Source organism: Bradyrhizobium sp. CCGUVB23 (assembly GCF_024199885.1).
In the GTDB taxonomy this organism is placed as follows: domain Bacteria; phylum Pseudomonadota; class Alphaproteobacteria; order Rhizobiales; family Xanthobacteraceae; genus Bradyrhizobium.
Window position 1 is genome coordinate 5,216,340 of sequence record NZ_JANADQ010000001.1, and the last position, 17,651, is coordinate 5,233,990.

Consider the following 17,651-nt stretch of genomic DNA (forward strand, 5'->3'; position numbering starts at 1 on the left):
GCTCGTCCTGGCCATCATGGCCCGCTCATCAGCTTGCCCGCAGCGGTATCAGGGAGGCGGAGCGGAGAGGTTCGTAGCGATGGCTTCGATTTCATACTTAGGTGGCGGCTCGATTGATTAAGCGCACGACGGAGTTCCCGAGTGGCGGTTCTGGCGATGTTCAATATCGGGGTAAAATAATGCAGTGACCCTTCTAGCGCTTGAAAGAACCCGATGTCGGTGAAGAGAGGCGGGGGACCGTTCAAGATCAAGGTTGACGAAGCGTCGCGTCGAGGACGGACGATGCGCAATGCTTAATCTGCTTTGCAAGCTGAGGGAATGTGAAGGCGTCGCGGTCATGGCTGGCCTCCTAAGCGGAGTTGCTGCTGCTAGGCGCGGTCGACGTCTTGATGGGTCTCTTATATCTCAAGAGAACTGCTTCCGAAATTCCGGTCGGTTGCTTAAGGGGAATAACGGACGCGGCCCGGCTCTGGCGGTGTTGAGCAGTTCCGCCTCCTCCGTATGTCTCCTTAGGGTATCGACCCGAATTCTCTGGCGTTTCATCTCCCGCTATCTACAACCATTCAAACGCCTGATGTCGGAGTCGGAACGTGACAAGCGTCTGTTTCCACTACTCCGATTTGCGCGGCGTGTTGCTTGATCAAGGTGCCGCCGCCGTGAATGACTGGTCGAAGCGTGCGGATCGTGTGGCGCAGTCGCTTATCATGACGGCGAGTGCGGAAGATTAGCGCAGCTGGGTACTCTACGTGACGGATATTGACGGCAACTAGTCTTTGACGTGCCGTTCGTAACAGTGCTCGGCAAGTCGCACTAAGAGGCGACAAATTGTTGCCCAACTCTCTCACTGTTTCGGCTTAAGAAAGGTTTGTGATCATCAGCTGAAAACCCTCCGATCCCTACCGGCCCGGACTTGCGGACTCCAGCTAGGCAGCGTGCATGTGCATGGGGTGGTTAAGAGATGACTGCGTCGATCAACTTGCGGCCGATGTGTCCGAAATGCAAGCACAGGATGGCGTTGGCTCGCGTCTCTCCAGGGAAGAGAGGATACGAGGAGCGCACCTACGAATGCTCGACCTGCGAACGTACCGAAGTGGTATCCTTCGTCGTGGATCCGATGAAAACGGATTCAGTTGGTTGGCTCGCCGGAGAACTGAAGCCCCCGCGATGACGTTAAGAAGGCTTCCGGCGGTGTGAGAGTACCGTAAGGCACGAGAGATTTGTGGCGGAGAACAGTCGCAGCACGATTTCGTGCTCGGGCTGAGCGAGGCCGATCCTTTCGTCAGGCGGCGTTTGCTGGTGTTGGTTATTGGAAACAGACTCGGCCATCGGGCCGGGCCGACTGGCCGCCCCTCGAGCCAGCGTCGACCGATAGCGAGATGAGCGGCACGGTTTATCAACGGTGCGTAACGTACCCCAGAAAAACGGCGGATAGCCCCTGCCAACAGACGGCCTATCGAAAGGCCACCCCGCATGGCCAGCATGTACAGACTGATCGGTCCGCCGCAAGTCGGAGCGGCGCAGCCGCCTGCGAGAGCGAGTTCGCGCACGTGTTGCTGACAGACATCGCTGGAGCCGGCAATTGCCGCCAGAGACGTCATGTCGCCATATACAGCGGCCAGTCTTGAACTCAGCCTGTATCGATCGAACCTGGCGCGACGCCGAGCAGCACGACCGTCCCCTGGAGGGCGGGTTTGCAGCTGCGTCGGCGACGCACCCGTTAGTGTGACATGAGGGTCGGTACCGTCATCGTCTTCAACATCTCTCGGGTGACGCCGCCAAGTATTCCCTCCCGGAGGCGGGAATGCCCATAAGCGCCCATGACCAACATGTCGAGATTTTCGTCGGCCGCTAATGACAGGATGGTTGGCTGGATTTCGGGATGCTCTGCCGGCAACTCGATGAGGCTCGCCGCCAATCCAGCGCGCCCCATATGTTGGACGAGCTTTTGGCCGGTCGCTTCCGCGGGTGCGACCTGGGACCCGTCGACCGAAATGGCAACCACCGCGTCGGCGCGCGACAAAAAGTCTCGCGCGTCCCTGAAGGCACGCCCGGCAAGTCGGCTGCCATCCCAACAGATGCCAATGCGCTTGGGCTCGAAAGAGCCGCGGAAAATATGAGGCACGAACAATACGGGGCCTCCGGACTGAAGCAGAACCTGCGTTGCTGTTGTGTTGTCAAACGAGTCGAGGGTCGCGTCTGGCTGCAAAACCACCGTCAGATCGTAGAGGCGAGCGGCATCGCCCAATGCTGAAGCGGCTTGCTCCGGCAAATTCTCGATTGAGCGGCATTGATAGGAAATCCCCGCATTGCGTGCCGCTGTCTCAAACGCCGCAAGTGCCGTCGCGCTGCGCTCGGCGGCGCGCTGCTGCTCTATCTCGATCACTGCAGCGACGCCAGGAATGACGTAAGCGGTACTGGTCGAAGTGTAGGCCGTGGCAAGGGCGTCTACGTGGGCGCCAAAGCTCACGCCCAGCGAGATGGCGGCGTCAACGACCGGCCTCAGCACTCGCTCCGTCGGAATGTGAACAAGGATATCCCTAATCACGGCCACTGTCCGTTCGATGGAGGCCGATACTCCCAGCGATGGAAAGGAGCATCTTGACCTGCATCAACGAGCAGTGCGTGTTTCTGGTTAACTGTGTTGAGCACTCGCTGCTGAATCGGCCATCGGGAGGAATAAACATGACCTCGTTCAACGAGCGCGAGAACGCATTCGAAGCCGAGTTCGCGCATCGTGAGGAGCTGAAGTTCAGGGTACGGGAGCACGCGGTGGTATCGCTTGCGCGGTGGTCAGCGCAGCGCCTCGGCAAATCGGAGGAAGCCATCAAAGCTTTTACTCGGGAAACCATAGAGGTCGACGTCACAGGTCCGACGTTCGAGCCGACGATTGAGCGAATCGCTACCGCCCTCGCACCCATCGGCATTCCCCCGCAGGAGGTTCGCCAAGCGATGGACCGGTTCGTGGCCGGGGCTGAGGCGGCCGTGCGTCAGCCGTTCTTAGGGGCGTTTGAGGATCCCGGATCATGAGCCGTGACGTTACCTTGCTCGAATTAGAGAAGAGGCTAGAAGGTGCGAGACGTTGTCAGTTATCTTCAGCGGCACGGCGTGAATTGCCAGCACGAGGTGCGGGTGCACACGTCGGAGCCCGATGCGGGTTACCTTGTCCGATTGGCCCCGGATGTAGGCGCCGACCTCATCGTTACCGGAGACTATGGGCATAGCCGCCTAGGAGAATGGATGTTCGGTGGTCTGACGCAAGGTCTGCTGCAACAGGCTCGGTCTGCCTGTTGATGTCTCACTAGCGCCGGAAATATCACATGAGATCTTCCTGCGGCTAGGTGTCTTTTGGATGGTTTCTGCAGACCAGGAAGACAAGCATATCGGACGGAGCAAAACATGCGAGCGGGAGACATCATGCGAACTTCGTTCGCGACGGTAAAGCCAGGCGCTCCGCTGTTGGACGCCATTGATCTCTTGCTCGAAACGAACCAGCGCGGCCTTCCCGTTCTTGATGAGGCAGGGACATTGGTCGGCATCATTTCAGAAGGGGATTTCGTTCATCGGCGCGAGCTAGGTGTGGACTATTCGGAAGGATTTTGGCTCGAATGGCTGTTAGGCAGACAGGAGGGGCAACTCGCTCGAGAACGCATGGCGGGAATGCGGGTCGAAACGGTGATGAGCCGTCATCCTGTTTGCGTTGATGAGAACGCGACGAGGTGCGGGAAGCCCTCAAGCTGCATCAGCGCAGGGGCGCCTAGCCCGCGGCGCGCTCGCCTTCGGCACTCTCGTGCTCTGCGTCGCGGACGATCTTGATCGTCCGCAGTACGCTCGATGGGTTCACACTGATTGAATCGATGCCTAGCTCAGCTAGAAACCTCGCAATCTCCGGGTAGTTCGCCGGAGCTTCGCCGCAAATGCCAACGTGGCGGCCATTGCGTTTTGCACCCAGGACGGCCATCGACAGCATCTGCAACATGCCCGGGTCGCGCTCGTCGAAGTCAAAGGCAACGATCTCGGAATCCCGGTCGACTCCGAGCGTGAGCTGGGTGAGGTCGTTGGAGCCGATAGAGAAACCGTCGAATAGTTGGGCGAATTGATCGATCAGGATCACATTGTTCGGGATTTCACACATCATGAATATTTGTAGGCCGCTCTCGCCTCGTTTGAGGCCATGGGTTGCCATTGCTTCGATGACCTTGCGCGCCTCCTCGACCCGCCGGCAAAAGGGAACCATGATTTTCAGGTTGGTGAGCCCCATGGTTTCCCGCACGCGCTTCAGTGCCGCGCACTCCAGCGCGAAGCCCTGCGCATAGGCAGGGTGAGCGTAGCGCGCTGCGCCCCGAAATCCGAGCATCGGGTTTTCTTCGCTGGGTTCGAAATTGGCACCGCCCAGAAGGTTCGCATATTCATTGGTCTTGAAATCGGAGAGGCGCACGATCACCGACCGCGGATGGAACGCCGCCGCGATGGTACCGACACCCTCGGACAGGCGCTCGACGAAGAAGTCGGAAGGACGCTTGTGACGGGCGGTCAGTAGCTTGATCCTTTGCCGATCTCGCGCCGAAGTCACCTTGTCGGGGCAGGCCAGCGCCATCGGATGGATACCGATGTGCTGGTTGATGATGAATTCCATACGGGCAAGGCCAACGCCATCGCTCGGTAGCAATGCGGTCTTGAACGCGACTTCCGGATTGCCGAGGTTCACCATGATTTCGGTGTGGGGCTTTTGAAGTCCTTCAGTCGCGATCTGCTCGACCTCGTACGGCAGCGAACCCTCGAAGACATGACCGATATCACCGTCGGCGCAGGATACGGTCACTGCCGCTCCTATCTTCGCTCTTTTGCTGAGATTTCCGGTCCCGACCACCGCCGGAACCCCGAGTTCGCGCGCGATGATCGCGGCGTGACAGGTTCTGCCGCCATGGTCGGTCACGATGGCAGCGGCGAGCTTCATTACCGGCTCCCAGTCCGGGCTTGTCGCGCTAGCTACGAGCACCTCGCCCGGCCTGAAGTTCTTGAGTTCCCGCCCACTCCTGATCAGGCGAACGCGACCCGCCGCGATCTTCTCGCCGACGGCCCGGCCTTCGGCCAAGGCTTTGCCGGGCGATTTCAATCTGTAGCTCTCAAGCGCTTCCGGCTTTCGGCGGGAAGCCACAGTCTCGGGACGAGCCTGAATGATGTAGAGCAAACCGTCCTTGCCGTCCTTTGCCCATTCCACATCCATAGGTGTCGGCTTGCCGGCCTTCTTCGAATAGTGGTCTTCGACGAGCATTGCGCATTCGGCCAGCGTGAGAACCTCCTTGTCATCGATACAAAATTGCTGGCGATCGTTCGGTGGTGTGGCAACGTTGCGGGTGGCCTTTTGGCCATGACCGTAAACCATCTGCTTCGCCTTGTCTCCCAAGCGGCGCAATAGCAGGGCGCGGAAGCCGGCTTTGAATGTCGGCTTGTGAACATAGAACTCGTCCGGATCCACAACGCCTTGCACGATGTTTTCGCCAAGCCCGTAGGCTCCAGTCACGAAGACGACATCTCGAAACCCGGTCTCGGTGTCGAGCGTGAACATGACGCCGCTGGCCGCGAGGTCGGAGCGGACCATTTTCATGACCGCTACCGAGAGCGCGACCTTGAAGTGGTCAAAGCCATTATCGATGCGATAGGAGATCGCGCGATCCGTGAATAGCGAAGCAAAGCAGCGGCGACAGGCGGCCAATAGGTCGTCCGCCCCTCGGATGTTGAGGAAGCTGTCGTGCTGGCCGGCGAAGCTTGCGTTGGGCAGGTCTTCGGCGGTGGCCGAGCTGCGGACCGCAACAGCTACGTTGCGTCCATATTCCCGCTCCAGCCGCCGATAGGCCTGCGCGACCTCCTGGCGGAGATCCTCCCGGTCGGTCGCGGCATAAACGATAGCGCGTGCCGTGGCGGCACGACGTGCAAGCTCAGCGATCCGTCGCTTGTCAATGCCGGCAAGAAGGTGACCGAGCCTGTCCCAGGCGCCCGCGTCGGTCAGGGCATCGCGATAAGCCGTTGCGGTCAGCGCGAAACCGTTCGGGACTTTGACGCCCTCAGGCGTAAGTGCCGAGTAAAGCTCTCCAAGCGATGCGGTCTTGCCTCCGACCGCCGGAACGTCGGTAAGACGGATATCCTCGAACCAGCGAATGTAAGCGGATGCATCCATCGCGCCGTCTCCTGCGCTGCAACATAGCGGCTCGGCGGCAAGCATATTCTGGCATCTACACACCGTCGTTTTGCGAAAGATCAAGGGCGTAGCAACGGGGCGCCTTGGCGGGGCGACCGACTGTAGGGCAGGTCCTCTGTGCCCCGAAATTCCTGTCCGATGCCATGACGCTGGGCGAGCTTAAAGGCCGTGGCTCTTACCGGGCGTAGGCGTCGTTCAACTGGGGCGTCGACAACCACGCCCGTATCGCGATTGGGCATCATCGCGCGAGCGGGTAAGTCCCTCGATCGGCTCAATCATGGAGCGCCGCTTCAGGAGCCGGAACCCAGCGCATTTCGTCGATCAGCCTTCCGTAAGCACGGCCTGCTCGGCAAGACGCTTGACGTCGCCAGGCAGGCAGAGCCCGGTGCCGTGATTGAGTAGAGCCGCGGCACCCGCAGCAACGGCTTGTCGAAAACAGTCTTCGAGAGCCGCCCCCGATGCCAGCCCGCAGACCAGCGCGCCGAGAAAACTGTCGCCTGCACCCACCGCGCTGACGGGCGTAATCGTGAGGGGCTTCGCCCGTAACACTCGGTCTCTCGTCACGAGCACCGCGCCCAGATGGCCCATGGTGAGCGCAACGGTCGCGGCTTTGCCGCTCTGGACCAGCGTTCTCGCGGCAGCTTCCCATTCGGCGGCATTGGATGGCTCGCGGCCAACCAGTTCCCTCATCTCGCGCAGGTTTGGCTTGACCAACTCGACCCCTTCAGCCATCGCAGCAGCGAGGGCCTGGCCTGACGTGTCGAGGATCATCCTGGAGCCGCGTTGTTTGACGATTCTTGCGATCCTTGCGAAGAAGTCGTCAGGAATGCCGCCCGGCAAGCTTCCACTTGCAACCACGAAGCTCGGAAACGGTTGCATTCCGGACAGCGAAGCGAGGCACCGCTGCCATTCGCTTTCGGTGAGTTGCGGCCCGGGTAGGATGAACCGAAAGGGCTGGCCTGTGCTGATTTCGCTCACAAAAAAGTCTTGTCGGGTCTCGCCGCCGATTGGAAAGGTCAGGCTGGCAACGCCCTCTTTGTCGAGCAGTGCACGCAGCAGATCTCCCGTCAAGCCGTCCACAGGATAGAGCGCCCTGGCATTACCGCCGAGGCGCTTGACGACGCGCGCGACGTTGATGCCTCCGCCGCCCGGATCACGACGCTGCCCAATGCCTCGAAGCTTGGCCACTGGGACAATTCTCTCGACCGATGTCGACACGTCGACCGCCGGATTGGGTGTGACCGTGAGGATATTATTCATCGTTTTGGCCAGAACCGTGGAATCGCATGCGCGGTCGGATCACGCCCGCTCTAGTTGGGCCAACGTCGCGGCTACCACGTCGGCAAGTCCCGCGGAGAACCTCCCACGCCGCTGAATGAAATAGGACCTGCTTACCCGTCATTATGCCGTCCCAGGAAATGCGAGCGAAGCCGCCAGATGATGGTTCCAGACGGCGCCTGCGACGCTCGCTGTGATGGCGGCGCGGGTCATCGGATTGTGCAAGCCCCCTGTGTGTGCAGAGCGTTCTGGAGCTGACGTAAGGATAGTGCGTGGCCTACTGCGCACGTCATGCGGCTTGAGACTGCGCGGTTTCCGGGGACAGCGTCGGGTGAAGTGCTTGCCCTGACACGCGAATAATAGACGGCGTTGCCGCCCACGTCGCCATGAGAGGCGTGGGTCCTGGAGCTGTAGCCGCGTCCTGATCCCGGCACAGCAAAAGAGCGGACACCGCTGCCGCGGAAGCCGCCGCCCCGGCGCGGAAACCCCCGCCTCCGCCATGGAAGGCGACGCCTCCACCGTAATTGCCTCCGCCGCGAGCCGCTATCGCGACTTCCCACGTCGCCAGGATTAAGGATGCACCAGCGAGAACACCAGCGAATGTGAGCCAAATCGATTTGGCGCGCACAGCTCTGAGCATGGTTCCCTCCCGCTAGATGGCGGTTGCGCTGTCGGCAGCACCCGAGGCTTCGGGCGCAATCATGACTAATATTAGCGGGCTCCGCTGCGAAAAGTTGACCTCGATCAATCAGCCGGCACGTTGGCATCTCGCTTGTTTCACGAGCGGCCACCGGGCTGGACGAGGAACAGGATTGCTTGCGATGCCGTCTGGCGCAGCAGCTCGTACGCGGGCTCACAGTCCCGCCGTTCGCGCCTGCCCGTCGAAAATGGGCAACGGAGCTCGAATCCAGCGCCGTCCAATGGCCAGGTGGGCAACGAGAGCCAGCGAGCCGTTTAGCAAGAGCGCGTAGCGCACGCCCAGGAGATCGACGGAAATGCCGGCCAGCAGACTTCCCATCGAGAGGCCTCCCCGCATCGCCAGCATATAGAGGCTGATGGTTCTGCCGCGAAGCCGGGGAGGCGCGGTCGCCTGCAAGAGGGAATTGGCCGAGGTGTTGCTGATGGACATCGTGAAGCCGGCAAGCGCCAGAAGGACCGGCAGTACCGAGATCCAGGGATTGATCGCAGCCAGCGCGGTCAATCCGCCATAGGCCGCAGCGAGGTTGGAGCTCAGCTTGCGTCTGTCGGCGCCAGCCGCAATCCCGAGCATCACGATCGCCCCCAACAATCCACCAACGCCAAACGCTCCTAACGACACGCTGAACTGCGTTGCGTCGCCACCGAGAATCTCCTTCACCAGTACGGGGCAAAAGACGATGAGGGGGCCGCACAAGGCATTTGTCGTCAGCACAGTGATGAGGCCGCCGCGCATATGCTCGGACGTTACGATCCTGCGCAGACCGACGAAGAGATGATGGCGGTCGAAAACCTGGTCGGGATGAGCTACGAGCGCGCCGCCCGGCAAGATCCACAGCGCAACCGCAATGAAAGGCAGGTAGGATGCCGCATTGGCGGCGAAGCAGCCGATCACGCCCACGCTCGCCATCAGAATGCCGGCGAGCGCCGGGCCCAGGATCCGCGACAGATTGAACTGTGTCGCGCTGAGGGCGATTGCGGTCGGAATCTGGTCGCGCCTGACGATGGACGGCCCAATCGTCTGAAAGGACGGCATCGAGATCGCATCAGTAATTCCGACCATCAGCGACAAGGTCACCACCATCCAGGGTTCGACCAGATGTGTGAACAGCAAAATCACAAGGGTCACCGGGCACATCATCTCGATGGCTTGGAACGTAGTGATAACCAGCCGGCGATCAGCTCTGTCTGCCAGCATCCCGCCGACCAGGATGAGCATCAATGCCGGCGCGGACTGCACGAAGGCATCGAGGCCTATCAGGAACGAGGACGCACCAAGGCTGAGCAAGAGCCATGGCTCGGCGACTTGCTGCGACCACGCTCCGATGTTCGAGAGCAGCGTGGCACCGTAGTAGGTGCCGAAGCGTGGCGTCCGCAATAGCCGCAACGATTGCTTGAATTCGCTGATATGTGCGGCTAAGCGAGGGGGCATGTTTATAATTGCCATAGTCACAGTGACCGTGGGGCAGGTGTTGACCTGAATCAATTTCTGCCACCGGTTGCCTGGTCACACGAGTGGTCGGCGCGATCGCGACGAGCGCTTCTATTCGTATCGCAGAGCCTCGATCAGATTTAGATGGGCTGCTTTAGAGCTGGATGGAGAGAATTCCGACTGCGCTCATGGCGCAAACTATTGGAAGGCGAGGGCGGCGCGAATGAGGCATGCAAGCCACCTGTATCGAAGTCAAGCGATGCACTTGATGCAGGTGGCTGCCGGGTACGACGGTCTCGCGGAGCGGGCTTACAGGATCAGAAAGAACGCCGAACGGGTTTCCGTCCAGCAAGAAGCGATTGTCAGTAATCGGTCAACTTAGCAAGCCCAGGTCAGAGCATGAGCGACGAGTTGACCAGATGGCGCTATTCTGAAATCGGAGCATCTTCACGAAAGACGATGGTTATGGTGTTGCTCAGCGTCTTGAGAGCTCGCGAGATCGAAAGCCAAGAGCCGTACAACTAGACTTGTGCACACAGAACACCGACACGGCACAGTACGTGCCTTGGGCGACAACCGTCACGATGATCTTGAAGTTGCAGAGCGGAGAGCCCTTATCGCGCCGCTCACTTTACGAAGCCTGCTGATGCCTTGCTCGGCCGGTTTGGAAAGCGATCCAGTGGGCCGCTAGGGCTTTGCCGCCGCCGCTGCGGTCCAGTCCGTCATCCATGCTGCCCCACGCTCCTGGCGCCCCTTCCTACGGCCTTGCCCCTCACGCCTGATGTCCCCGAGAACTTTGATCTGGCGCAAGGATCCCAGAAGGCGCAAAAATTGTATAAGGTTGAGAAAGCGGCCTCCCCTGCCGTCCAAGTATGCTCGCAGCGCGCTGAGGGGCATGCAACGGCCGTCGGAAGCGTTGACCATGTTCCCACGTCAACCGACGTGCCTCGCGAGCACACTGAATCGCATGGCCCTTATCCACTATAGGGCCAGTGGCTCGAGGGCGCGGTTCTTGCGCAACATCAAAGCGAGGTGTGCCTATCAGCCTAGGCTGTCGTCAGGCTGCTGAGGTTATGAGGTCCCCGGCTCCTCTCCGGACCTCACCTTAACTGCTCTCGTCATGGTCTCGCCCAGCCGAAGTGACAGGAGGCTTGACATGTACGCCAATGATTACGCTGACGACCTCACCGCGACCGTGCGCTATGCCCTTGAGACAACCCGCGCAGTCGCAGCCTGCCCCTTCCACCCTCAGGTAACTATTCGCGTGGGTGATGATGCTGCCGAGGGCCACGCCTTTGAGCGCGCCAAGAGGATCGTCAAAAGCGATGGGACGACCTGGACGCTTCAAGTTCTCAGAGAAGAGTTCAGGGAGCAACTCGGTGAAGCCGCAGACGGTCAGTGTCCCCGGTGCGCGGGTTCAATCGATCCGAGGCTCTAGCGGACAGCTAGTGCGCGCGTCGTCGTGCCAGATCGATCTGCCCCTTCACCTGGTCGTGAATTGGGTCATCTGCATGTGCGGTCTACACCAAGGCTGGGTTGATCGAAACGGTCTCTCGCACCACGAGCGCCACGGGAGCAGAGCCGATAGTGCCAGTGCCCGACGGGGCCAGCGCCGACAGTGCCAGTGTTCTCGCGGCCTGAGAAAGCGAGCATCAACCTCCGCGCCCCACGCGGCGCAAGCGCTTGCGCCCGCGAGTGGGCGCGGTTTGTATTGAGTTAAAGGCGGCTGTCCGGGTTTTCCCGGAGGCTTTTGCGGCCCGTGCAGGCTGCCGAGGGAGCGAAGCGTGGAATGCCTACGGCGCTACCTCAAACAACAATCCTCTAAGGCGGCAGGGCGTCTGTCGAGAGCCTACGCAGCCGAGATCAAAAACTCGGGCAAATCCTGTCGGGGGCTCGAGCCGGCAGCTCGCCTTGACCTGCCTCAACCAGAATGAGAACGGCAGGGCCGCTCCCTAGAGCGTTAGCCCAAGGGCTGGAGGCCGGCGGGCATGGCGAAACCGCTGTCGATGGATCTTCGCGAACGTGTGCTTGCCTGTATTGGGAGTGGGGTTTCAGGCCGGCAGGCTGCCGAGCGATTTGGCGTCAGCGCGGCCAGCGTGAGCCGCTGGCGAATGCGCGAGCGGGAGCAAGGCGATTCGCATTCTGCGATTTGAACGCGCAGCATTCCTCCTTGGCGCGCTGATGCGTCCGGCTCTTCTTACTTGAGTGACCGGATGTACTCTGCCAAATCCGAGACTTCCGACCGCTGGAGCGACAGGCTTGGCATATTGGGGTGAGGCCTGAGCAGCAGGAACGCGAGTTGGTTCTGATCGAACTCGGGCGTTCGCGCAATTTGGCTGAATGTCGGCGCATGGTCGATGGCATTCGTCTGGCCGGATTCGACGACATGGCAGTTTGAGCACCAGCGTTGTGCGATGTCCTTGCCGCGTTGGGGATTGGCCACGGCGGATTGTGCCAGAATTGCGAACACGAGAAATGCGACGAAGGAGGATTTTGGTGCTTCGCACATGGTGGGCCTTTTAACGTTTCAGCTCGAGGATAGTAGACGGTGCGACTAGGATGGAAAGTCAGGCGGGTCTCTACCTTCAGACGATCCGCATGCAGAGACCAGTCGTGGGTCCCTTGGATATCGCAGAATCTTGCCTTTGCCATCCGCTCCGCCTCCCGTTCGTCCCGGGCGTCAAGTTCGATGGTGGTCTGGCAGACCTCCGACATTTGGCCAATTTCGCCGAGGACATCCTTGGCGAAGCGGATGATGAACGAGGCATGGGGCTCTTCGAGGGGAAGGGCCATTGGCAGTGGTCGGCAGGGCGGCTCATATCTTGTTAACTGGCGACCCCACTTACTCCGAAGCCCTGATGGTTCGCGCCTCTGGATGGAACGGACAGATCACTGAGGCGCCGGGCGAAGTTCTTCGCCTGTCGCCTAGCTCTGGAACTCATTCACCCCTCTGTATTCGGCCACATCTGGGAATTGGAAACGCGGCTACTTTCGTTCGGCTTCAGCCTCTTGCTCCAGCCGCAGAATATGTGCCCGTAGCGCATCGAACCGCTCTTCGGCAACATCGCTGAACAGCGGATCCTTACGACCCGTTACCGCCGAGGCGATCTCGGTCCAATCCTGCGGCTTTAGCGCCTTAAGCGCAGCGGGAAAGAAATCGCGATCTTCCATCATCATATGACGGCGCTCCTGCTCGATGAAATCGCGAACGATAGTATCCACATTTTGGCGAAGAACCTCACGATCCGCGAGCACGCTGTCAATCACGTGAGCGACGCGGCGCAAGCGTTCGGCCCCCTTCTGATGCTCGCGAGCGAGATCGCCGACCTTCGCAGCCCCAGCCGGATCACGCGCTTTTAGCTTGGCAAAGACGCGGTCTTCCTGGGGGTGGTGATAAACTTCCGGGTAGACTTCGAAATAGCTGATCACCGCGCGAATAACCTCGTAGTCGGGACGGTCTCCGCGGTCGAACACCTCGAGTTCGCGCTCAAGGATGGCGAGCAGCGTCTCAATATTGCGATGCTCTTGAGATAGGCGTTCAATGATCATGGCAACACTCCACTGAGTGAACCGCGTTAAAGAATGGTCCTCTGGCCTGTATCTGCTTTGCGACAGATCAAATCTGGTCAAATTCCGCTGAACTGGGTTTTTTCCCGGGCAAAGGCTCACCGGCAGCCGCGCGCCCTCGTGGGACCGCATACGAGCCGAGATCCAGATTCCCACAGCCTCTAGTCCGACGGCGATGTCGCGCAGGGCGTTCTCTATGCGGTGGCGATTGGAGGCTCGAAGGTTGAGCGTCACCGATTGGTGACTTGAATGCTCCCGATCGTTGTCCGGCGCGCCTCGACACCGATCTTCTCCCATGCGCGCCGTCAAGAAGCCGTCAGGTAGAAGGATTTTCGCTACCGTGCCGAGAAATTGCATGAGGCGACGTCGGCCGGTCGGGCTGACTGCGGCTAGGCTTGGCGCCGGCTTTTTCGGCGGCATTTGACCTGCCTCAAAAAGCCACGCTACTTCGGAGGTAACGGCTGGCCCCAGGTGACTACCGTTGGCTACGCCAACGATGGCCTCGCTGTCTATTTCCTGTGCGGAGCAGACAGTCAGAAGGTGGCAAACCTCGCAAGCGACGATCGGGTCTCGCTGGCCGTGGATGACGATCCCGCGCAAGTAATGGACATCAAGGGCCTATCGATGGCGGCACGCGCAAAGCTCGTAACGGATCCTGCCGAATTCGAAAAGGCCTTGCGGCTCCTGATCTCGCGATATCGAACCAGAAGGGCCTTGATCTCCCGATGCCGAAAACTTCGGACGTCTGCGTCTTCCGCCTGACACCCACGATCGTCTCCCTGCTCGACTACTCAAAGGGATTTGGACAAACCGACCTGATCGCCCGCTAGCGCTCATCAGCGCGACCGAGCCCGATCGCCTTGCAAGGTCTGAAAGAACGCCACGATCGCGTCGATCTGGAATTCGGCGAGCTTTGGATTGAGCATCGCCTGGTTCGGGCCTACGCGACGGTGGTTTGACGTCAAGAGCTGTCGGAGATCGGTGGCTGAAAAGGAGGGCCGGCTGGCTATTTCGTTGAAGCTTGGTGCAGGGAAACGAAAGGCCGGTGTCTCGCTTGGAGAATCCGAGACGACGTGACAGAGACCGCAGGTCCCTTGAGCGAGCGCGCGACCCTGCGCGATTTGATCGGCGAACAGCTGATCGCTGAACGGTGAGTTGGCCGGCACCTGGATGGTGATCGAACCGAATCCGCTGGCGCGGTGGCAAGTATTGCATCCGTTCGTGAGATCCGCGTAGGCCTTCGCGAAAGCCGGGCTATCCTTCAGTTGAATCGCGCGATCCAGGGCTTGCAGCTGCTCGGTAGTTTGGGACGATCGCACGCTTTCGGACGGAAGGGGCATTGCCTTCCGCAAATTGGCCTGGACCTGTCGAAGCTCATAATTGGCCAAATCCCAGTTGCTGAGCTTGCCGGCGAACCATAATTTGATGTGTTGGAACTGGAGCGCGACCATGAGGTCGGAAAGTTGGGGTCGCGTACTATCGGCCGGCAAGTTCACCTGCGCTCCCGCATTCAATAGCGGCAGCATGGCAACAATCGCGGCGGATATCAGCGTCCGGAAGTTCATGCCAGCGCTCAAAATGATGGAACAGGATGGCGTCAAGGCCAGGCTCGGCGTTGATTTCGATCAAAACCCCTCCAAATGACTGAAGTCAGGCGCGCGCACCAGATCATGTCCCAACGGGTGAAGGGCCGCAATCGATCGCGAGGCGCTCGCCCGGTACGAAATCCTGATCCAGGACGTCCCGGACTCGCCGCCCTCGGAGGCCAGACGGTCACCACGACCCTGGAGGCCGTTCCGGCCTCGCGTGCTAGGGTTGCAATGATTGTGCGCCAGTCCCGTCTATGAAGTGAGCAACAGCTCGCTTTACCTCTGCCTCGCGCCCGACAAGTAGGCGTCCTCCCGTTTGGAACACTTCGAGCCTGGCCGCTGGGATAGATCGGGCGGCGAATTCGGCGGCAGGAAGCGTATTGAAAAGATCGTCCCGTGTTGTCACGACCATAGTCGGCACGCGGATAGCGTCCAGCGGTATCGGATGGAGATCCGAAACACTGTCAAGATTAACGCCGCGAAAGTGCCGGGCAAGTGGTTGCACACTCTTCATGATGTGCAGGACGCGATCCTTTTCGCTCTGTGACGCCGCGCGGAGTACTGCCGGCGAAACACCCAGAAAGCGGACGAGGACGGACGGCGCGATCCTCTCAAGCGACCACCAGGCGAACTGCGCGCCCGAATTGACGAGCCAGAACGCGAAGTTGCTCGCGCGACTTCCTTCGATCGAGACGGGACTTGCAGGCGAGTAAGCCGCGGGCACAATAAGAACGATCGCGGTCACGCGGCCGGAGTGGCGGAGTGCAAGCTCGATTGCAGACCGCGCGCCAGCCGATGTCCCGATCACGATGGCTTTTTCGATCTTCAACGCATCGAGAAGCGCTGCGTGCAGGTCCGCCTGCGCCGCATCAGACGGATCGGGCGGAACTGGCGTGCCGAGATAACCGAACCGGGACGGCGCAATCACGCGATAGCTGCTGCCGACGAGATCGGCGGCGATGTCGAGGCCCTGATCGTAGCCGCCGCCAGCACCATGGATGGAGAGTAGCGGCATGCCACGGCCGAATTCTGCGAATTGGACCACGCCTAGCGCGGTGGAGATCACGCGCCCGCCGCTTTCGATCCTGGTCCGCGCATTATCTATCTCTGAACGGTATGACCAGTAGACGAGAGCGCCAGCGCCAACGAGGACGGCCAGCATAAGCGGAAGCATGGCCTTGCTCCGGCTCACGCGGCATCGATGACGGCGGACACCGGCCGGCGTAGCGAGGGCGGCAGCTTCGCACCGCGACCAAATCGCACGATCAGATCCGGGCGCCGATCGCCAAGCTCCAAATAGGCTGCGATCTGGAGGCGCAAGAAAGGCACCTCAACAGGTTGATTGAGACATGCGTTCCGGATTCCTAGCGTCGTCGCCTGCAGCGCGAAACGCTGGTAGGCGCGTCCAGCGGCAACCCAGCCCGCCTTGTCGCTGTGCGGAGCGACGAAGATGGCAATGCCCGCCGACGAGCGGACATGCTCGGCGTATTTGTCCTGCTCGCCCTTCTCGGTAAAGACAAACCTCAGGAGGTGGCGCGCAAGCCAGGCCGGCAGTGCCGGGTTGCCGGAGCTGCGTGCGGCAAGCCCGTCCAAGCGCTCGATGGCTGCTGCATCGTTGAAGCGGATCCAGGATATGAGCTCTGCCATGAAGGCGGGATCGCGCATCTGCGCCGTATTGCCTTGAATGACATAGTCGAGAATAGCCTCCATGCGCGATCGCTCGGTAACGATGAGGCATTCCACGCCGCATAACGAGCCGGCATTCTCGACTGCGCGAAGTTCCTCCGAACTTAGCGCGGTGCCATCATACTTGGCCCGCGTACATTGGCGTTGCGTGATGGCCTCGGCCAACTCATGATTCGATGCAGCGGTGCGGTCGAGCGCGATGACGACCGAGCCAGGATCCACGGTGTCGACGTCAACGCTCGCATTCAAGCCGAGCATCGCGGCAGCCTGTACAAGGTTCTCAGCTGCGCAGCCGAGCGAAGCGAACAGGTGATGATCGTCGGGATCGACAGCAGGGCAGCGACGGTGGAGATCTGGACGAATGGTGATCCTGTTGGCCGCCAGCGTGAACCGCCACGGCTGCGTGTTGTGGCTGTTGGCGGCCAAGGTCGCCGCGCGCACGAGCTCGAGGGCGCCACGCGCCGGATCGAGCGGACGCCACACAAGACGCGCAGCTTCCTCGTATGTCGAGGGCTGCTGGGCGTCGGCTGTTGGCATGCCGGCTGCGTACGTGGCAATCGTTCCTAAAAGCAGGGATCGACGTTTCATGCAAAACTCGCAAAAAGAGCCGCTCGCGCAACAGCAAAGTATCGCCGAACTCCTTCAGGCAACTTGATGCATCGCAACGCGCTCGACTGAGAGGATAAGCTAATGTTTCCTTTTCGATGGAAGGGACGGTGAAATGGCAAGGTGCTCGGTTCACGGCGCATCGCTGGCTGGGCTTGTGTACTTTGCTATCGTTTTCGCAGCCGGCTTCGCGCTCGGCGTTCTGCGTCTGCTGGTCCTACTGCCGAGCCTCGGCGAGACGGTCACTGTCCTTCTCGAAATGCCGGTCATTCTAGCGTTCGCGTGGCTTGCCTGTGGATGGATCATCACGCGTTTCGGTGTGCCAAACACAAGTGGCGCTGGATTGATCATGGGTGGGCTCGCATTCGCACTGCTGATGACGGCGGAACTCTTGCTCACGACATTGGGTCTTGAAAGGACGGTATCGGAGCAACTCATTCGCTATGGCCGGGGGCCGGAACTGCTAGGACTTGTGGGACAGCTGCTATTTGCAGCATTTCCCAACATTCAGTTGGCGCTGATGCGTCGTAGCGAGCACCAGCTGCCGGTCTCGAGGGTGGATGGCGCTGGCCGACCTGACACGGCCGCGCCGTGATGTGTG

Annotated in this window: 14 protein-coding genes and 1 pseudogene; 7 read left to right on the forward strand and 8 right to left on the reverse strand. The window is 60.4% G+C overall.

The features are described from left to right. Positions 1 to 1,717: 1,717 nt before the first annotated feature. Positions 1,718 to 2,506, reverse strand: coding sequence for a universal stress protein (locus tag NLN62_RS24200; RefSeq protein ID WP_254110470.1), 789 nt, complete (start codon positions 2,504 to 2,506; stop codon positions 1,718 to 1,720). 92 nt (positions 2,507 to 2,598) lie between these two features. On the opposite strand from NLN62_RS24200, the gene NLN62_RS24205 reads away from it, so the two are divergent. Together NLN62_RS24205 and NLN62_RS24215 are read left to right on the forward strand one after the other, a co-directional pair. Further along, entirely contained in the window at positions 2,599 to 3,027 is a 429-nt protein-coding gene (locus NLN62_RS24205) for a DUF1476 domain-containing protein (RefSeq protein WP_254110471.1), read from the forward strand. Positions 3,028 to 3,414: 387 nt separating this feature from the next. Next, positions 3,415 to 3,813 (forward strand): CBS domain-containing protein, encoded by a 399-nt coding sequence (locus NLN62_RS24215; RefSeq protein ID WP_254110472.1) that lies wholly within the window; start codon positions 3,415 to 3,417, stop codon positions 3,811 to 3,813. Here the strand turns inward: NLN62_RS24215 and ppsA are convergent. From ppsA to NLN62_RS24230, 3 genes are all read right to left on the reverse strand, one after another. Then, the gene (ppsA, locus tag NLN62_RS24220) at positions 3,755 to 6,175 is read right to left on the reverse strand and encodes a phosphoenolpyruvate synthase (protein ID WP_254110473.1); all 2,421 of its coding nucleotides are present in this window, start codon (positions 6,173 to 6,175) and stop codon (positions 3,755 to 3,757) included. The genes NLN62_RS24215 and ppsA overlap by 59 nt on opposite strands. 342 nt (positions 6,176 to 6,517) lie before the next feature. Further along, positions 6,518 to 7,456 (reverse strand): 1-phosphofructokinase family hexose kinase, encoded by a 939-nt coding sequence (locus NLN62_RS24225; RefSeq protein WP_254110474.1) that lies wholly within the window; start codon positions 7,454 to 7,456, stop codon positions 6,518 to 6,520. Between the two features lie 871 nt (positions 7,457 to 8,327). After that, complete coding sequence (locus tag NLN62_RS24230; protein ID WP_254110475.1) at positions 8,328 to 9,602, reverse strand: MFS transporter; 1,275 nt, start codon at positions 9,600 to 9,602, stop codon at positions 8,328 to 8,330. A 1,156-nt stretch (positions 9,603 to 10,758) separates the two neighbouring features. On the opposite strand from NLN62_RS24230, the gene NLN62_RS24235 reads away from it, so the two are divergent. Then, entirely contained in the window at positions 10,759 to 11,040 is a 282-nt protein-coding gene (locus NLN62_RS24235; RefSeq protein WP_254110476.1) for a hypothetical protein, read from the forward strand. 550 nt (positions 11,041 to 11,590) lie between these two features. Further along, a pseudogene (locus NLN62_RS24240) lies at positions 11,591 to 11,740 on the forward strand (helix-turn-helix domain-containing protein); the annotation flags it as partial. 59 nt (positions 11,741 to 11,799) lie between these two features. Here the strand turns inward: NLN62_RS24240 and NLN62_RS24245 are convergent. Then, positions 11,800 to 12,072: a cytochrome c gene (locus NLN62_RS24245; protein ID WP_254110477.1), complete on the reverse strand. Its 273-nt coding sequence runs from the start codon at positions 12,070 to 12,072 to the stop codon at positions 11,800 to 11,802. 515 nt (positions 12,073 to 12,587) lie between these two features. After that, a complete protein-coding gene (locus tag NLN62_RS24250; protein WP_254110478.1) occupies positions 12,588 to 13,151 on the reverse strand; it encodes a hemerythrin domain-containing protein in 564 nt (187 codons plus the stop codon). A gap of 489 nt (positions 13,152 to 13,640) precedes the next feature. On the opposite strand from NLN62_RS24250, the gene NLN62_RS24255 reads away from it, so the two are divergent. Both NLN62_RS24255 and NLN62_RS24260 read left to right on the forward strand, forming a co-directional pair. Further along, positions 13,641 to 13,931 (forward strand): pyridoxamine 5'-phosphate oxidase family protein, encoded by a 291-nt coding sequence (locus tag NLN62_RS24255; protein ID WP_254110479.1) that lies wholly within the window; start codon positions 13,641 to 13,643, stop codon positions 13,929 to 13,931. A 618-nt stretch (positions 13,932 to 14,549) separates the two neighbouring features. After that, the gene (locus NLN62_RS24260) at positions 14,550 to 14,813 is read left to right on the forward strand and encodes a hypothetical protein (RefSeq protein WP_254110480.1); all 264 of its coding nucleotides are present in this window, start codon (positions 14,550 to 14,552) and stop codon (positions 14,811 to 14,813) included. Positions 14,814 to 14,978: 165 nt separating this feature from the next. Here NLN62_RS24260 and NLN62_RS24265 read toward each other — a convergent pair whose 3' ends face one another. Then, the gene (locus NLN62_RS24265) at positions 14,979 to 15,932 is read right to left on the reverse strand and encodes an alpha/beta fold hydrolase (RefSeq protein ID WP_254110481.1); all 954 of its coding nucleotides are present in this window, start codon (positions 15,930 to 15,932) and stop codon (positions 14,979 to 14,981) included. Between the two features lie 14 nt (positions 15,933 to 15,946). Further along, positions 15,947 to 17,032 (reverse strand): Tat pathway signal protein, encoded by a 1,086-nt coding sequence (locus NLN62_RS24270; protein WP_254110482.1) that lies wholly within the window; start codon positions 17,030 to 17,032, stop codon positions 15,947 to 15,949. A gap of 175 nt (positions 17,033 to 17,207) precedes the next feature. Between NLN62_RS24270 and NLN62_RS24275 the strand changes: the two genes are divergently transcribed. Then, on the forward strand, positions 17,208 to 17,645 hold the full coding sequence (locus tag NLN62_RS24275) for a hypothetical protein (RefSeq protein ID WP_254110483.1): 438 nt from the start codon (positions 17,208 to 17,210) through the stop codon (positions 17,643 to 17,645). Positions 17,646 to 17,651 lie beyond the last annotated feature (6 nt).